The 2,244-nt window shown below is 72.5% G+C and carries 3 protein-coding genes and 1 pseudogene; 3 read left to right on the forward strand and 1 reads right to left on the reverse strand.

Features of this window, described 5'->3' with window-relative positions; all coding sequences use genetic code 11:
• The first annotated feature begins 173 nt into the window (after window positions 1-173).
• Window positions 174-674 carry a DUF6286 domain-containing protein gene (locus StrepF001_RS45045; RefSeq protein WP_129803850.1) on the forward strand — a complete coding sequence of 167 codons (501 nt, stop codon included), beginning with the start codon at window positions 174-176 and terminating at the stop codon, window positions 672-674.
• A gap of 29 nt (window positions 675-703) precedes the next feature.
• Window positions 704-1,309 (forward strand): alkaline shock response membrane anchor protein AmaP, encoded by a 606-nt coding sequence (locus tag StrepF001_RS45050; RefSeq protein WP_129803851.1) that lies wholly within the window; start codon window positions 704-706, stop codon window positions 1,307-1,309.
• On the opposite strand, the gene StrepF001_RS49895 is transcribed toward StrepF001_RS45050, so the two are convergent.
• Window positions 1,278-1,547, reverse strand: a complete 270-nt coding sequence (locus tag StrepF001_RS49895) for a transposase (RefSeq protein ID WP_276322903.1) — start codon at window positions 1,545-1,547, stop codon at window positions 1,278-1,280. The genes StrepF001_RS45050 and StrepF001_RS49895 overlap by 32 nt on opposite strands.
• On the opposite strand from StrepF001_RS49895, the pseudogene StrepF001_RS49260 reads away from it, so the two are divergent.
• Window positions 1,532-2,244: pseudogene (locus StrepF001_RS49260) on the forward strand (transposase); the annotation flags it as partial. The gene StrepF001_RS49895 and the pseudogene StrepF001_RS49260 overlap by 16 nt on opposite strands.

Here is a 2,244-nt window from a genome sequence, read left to right on the forward strand (position 1 = left end):
CCTCAACCCCGAGCCCCGAGCGGACCGCACCTCCCGGCAGCCCGTCACGGGCCAAGGGGAGGGGCGATCCTGGCCCGCCGACGGCGGAGGCGCCGGCACCGAGCGCCATCGCCGACGACGGCCGGGGGCACCGATCACATCGGCCCTGGTCCGCACGTCGGATCCCAGCCGCGATGGTCGCCCTCCTGACGTTCTGCGCCGCGAGCACAGCGCTGTACAACGTGGTCGCGGTGCGCGCCGGGCGTGAGGCAGGAGCATGGCGCAAGCACCTCGCCGACGAGTTCGCCACCCGCCCGCTCAACGACCTCTGGATGCTCACCGGCGCCGCGGTCGCCATGATCGCGGGCTTGTGGCTGCTCACCCTGGCTCTCACCCCCGGCCTTCGGCACCTGCTTCCGATGCGCGCGCCCAACGCCTGTTCACCGCTGCGAGTCTCGCTGGACCGCGACGGCGCCGCCTTGCTGCTGCGCGATGCCGCGCTGCGTGTCCCAGGCGTCGCCCGGGCCCGGGTCCGGGTGCGGCGCCACCGCGTCAAGGTACGGGCGGACGTCCGCTTCCGCGAGTCGCCCCAGGTCCGGGATGACCTCTACGCCCTCCTTCGCGAGGAGTACGACCACCTCGCCCTCTCGCATCCGCCGAGACTGGTGATACGCGTACGGCGAAGCACTCGCTGATACCCGTGCGGTCTTGAGGAGCCACCGCCATGAAACCTCGATCGGCACTTAACCGCCTCCTGTTGGGCCTTGCGGGCCTCGTACTGCTCGGCGGCGGCCTCCTGGTGCTCACCCCCGGCTTGGACCTGTACCGGCGCTTGCACCTCCCGCCGCCCGCCGGCTGGCCCCTCACCACACCAGACAACGTGCTCCTCAACGCCGCCGACCGAACCCGCTGGAGCAGCCAGGGATGGTGGTGGCCCTTGGTTATCGCCACCCTCGCACTCATCGCGCTGCTCGCCTTGGCCTGGCTGGTCACGCAACTGCGCCGACATCACCCCGGCGGCATGCCCCTGGGCGGCACGCCCCCGCACGAAGGCGTCGAACTACGCGACCGGGCGCTCAGCAACGCCGTCGCCGCCGAGGCCGGCGACCTTCCCGACGTCCGGCGAGCCACCGCTCACATCACCGGTTCCGCCACCCACCCTCACCTCCACGTGACCCTCACGCTCGCTGCGCACGGGGCCCCAGCCGCTGTCCTCCGCGACCTCTGCAGCGGCCCCCTGGAACACGCACGCCGATCCTGTGGCTGGCAGAACCTGCCCACCGAAGCGCGCTTGCATGTCACCGGCCACAAGCCCCGCCGAGCGCAGTGAGCGGCTCGCCGGCGTCGGCCTCGGCCTGGCGGATCCAGCCGCGCAGGGCCTCGTGATGCACGCCGAGTTCCTCGGCCATCCGACGGATCACGGGCTTCGGCTCGGCGGTCCGGTACATCCGCACCGCACGCTCACGCAACTCCAGCGGGTATTTCCTCGGGCAGGCATCGTCAGGGCTCCTCTCATGGGACCCATCTGACCTGCTGGCAACACCTTCCGCATCTCGGGGGAAGCTCAAACTGCCAGGTCGCGGTCAGCGTGCACGCGGTCTCCGACGCTGCCTCGTGCCCGCTGAACTGGCGGCTGTTCCTGCCCCAGGAATGGGTGCAGGACACAGACCGGCGCCGGCGGACCGGCGTGCCGGAGGACGTCGGGCACCGGGAGAAGTGGCGGCTGGTACTGGACGCCCTGGACGAACTGGCCGGGTGGGGACTGTGCCGCCGGTCGTGGTGGCGGACGCCGGCTACGGCCAGAACGCCGACTTCCGTGTCGGCCTGGCCGAGCGGGACATCGCGTACGTGGTCGGCATCCGCGGCGATATCACCGTCCAGCCGCATGACGCGCACCCCGCCTGGTCCGGCAACGGCCGCCCGCCGGTTCCCCGCTGCCGGCAGTCGCCGGTGGCAGTGGCGGAACTGGCCACGGCCGCCGGACGGGAAGCCTTCAAGGAGGTGACCTGGCGGGAAGGCTCCCGCTCCCCGATGACCTCCCGCTTCCTCGCGGTGCGGGTCCGGCCGGCCGGGGTGCGCCCGCGCCGGCCGGCCCAGGCGGCCGCGGTGGCCGAGCACGGCCGGTGGGACGGCGTCCTGCCCCAGGTCCGGCTGCTGGCCGAACGGCCCGACGACGAGAACAAACCGACCCGCTTCCGGCTGTCCGACCCGCCCGACGACACCCCGATCGCCGACCTGGTCCGCCTGGCAAAGATCCGCTGGCGC

Origin of the sequence: Streptomyces sp. F001, from assembly GCF_004187715.1 — a bacterium.
Lineage (GTDB): Bacteria > Actinomycetota > Actinomycetes > Streptomycetales > Streptomycetaceae > Streptomyces > Streptomyces flavusporus.

Excerpts from the sequence above, each read along its gene's own strand:
- StrepF001_RS45050 (WP_129803851.1), top strand. The coding sequence starts at position 704 with ATGAAACCTCGATCGGCACTTAACCGCCTCCTGTTGGGCCTTGCGGGC.
- StrepF001_RS45045 (WP_129803850.1), top strand. The coding sequence starts at position 174 with ATGGTCGCCCTCCTGACGTTCTGCGCCGCGAGCACAGCGCTGTACAAC.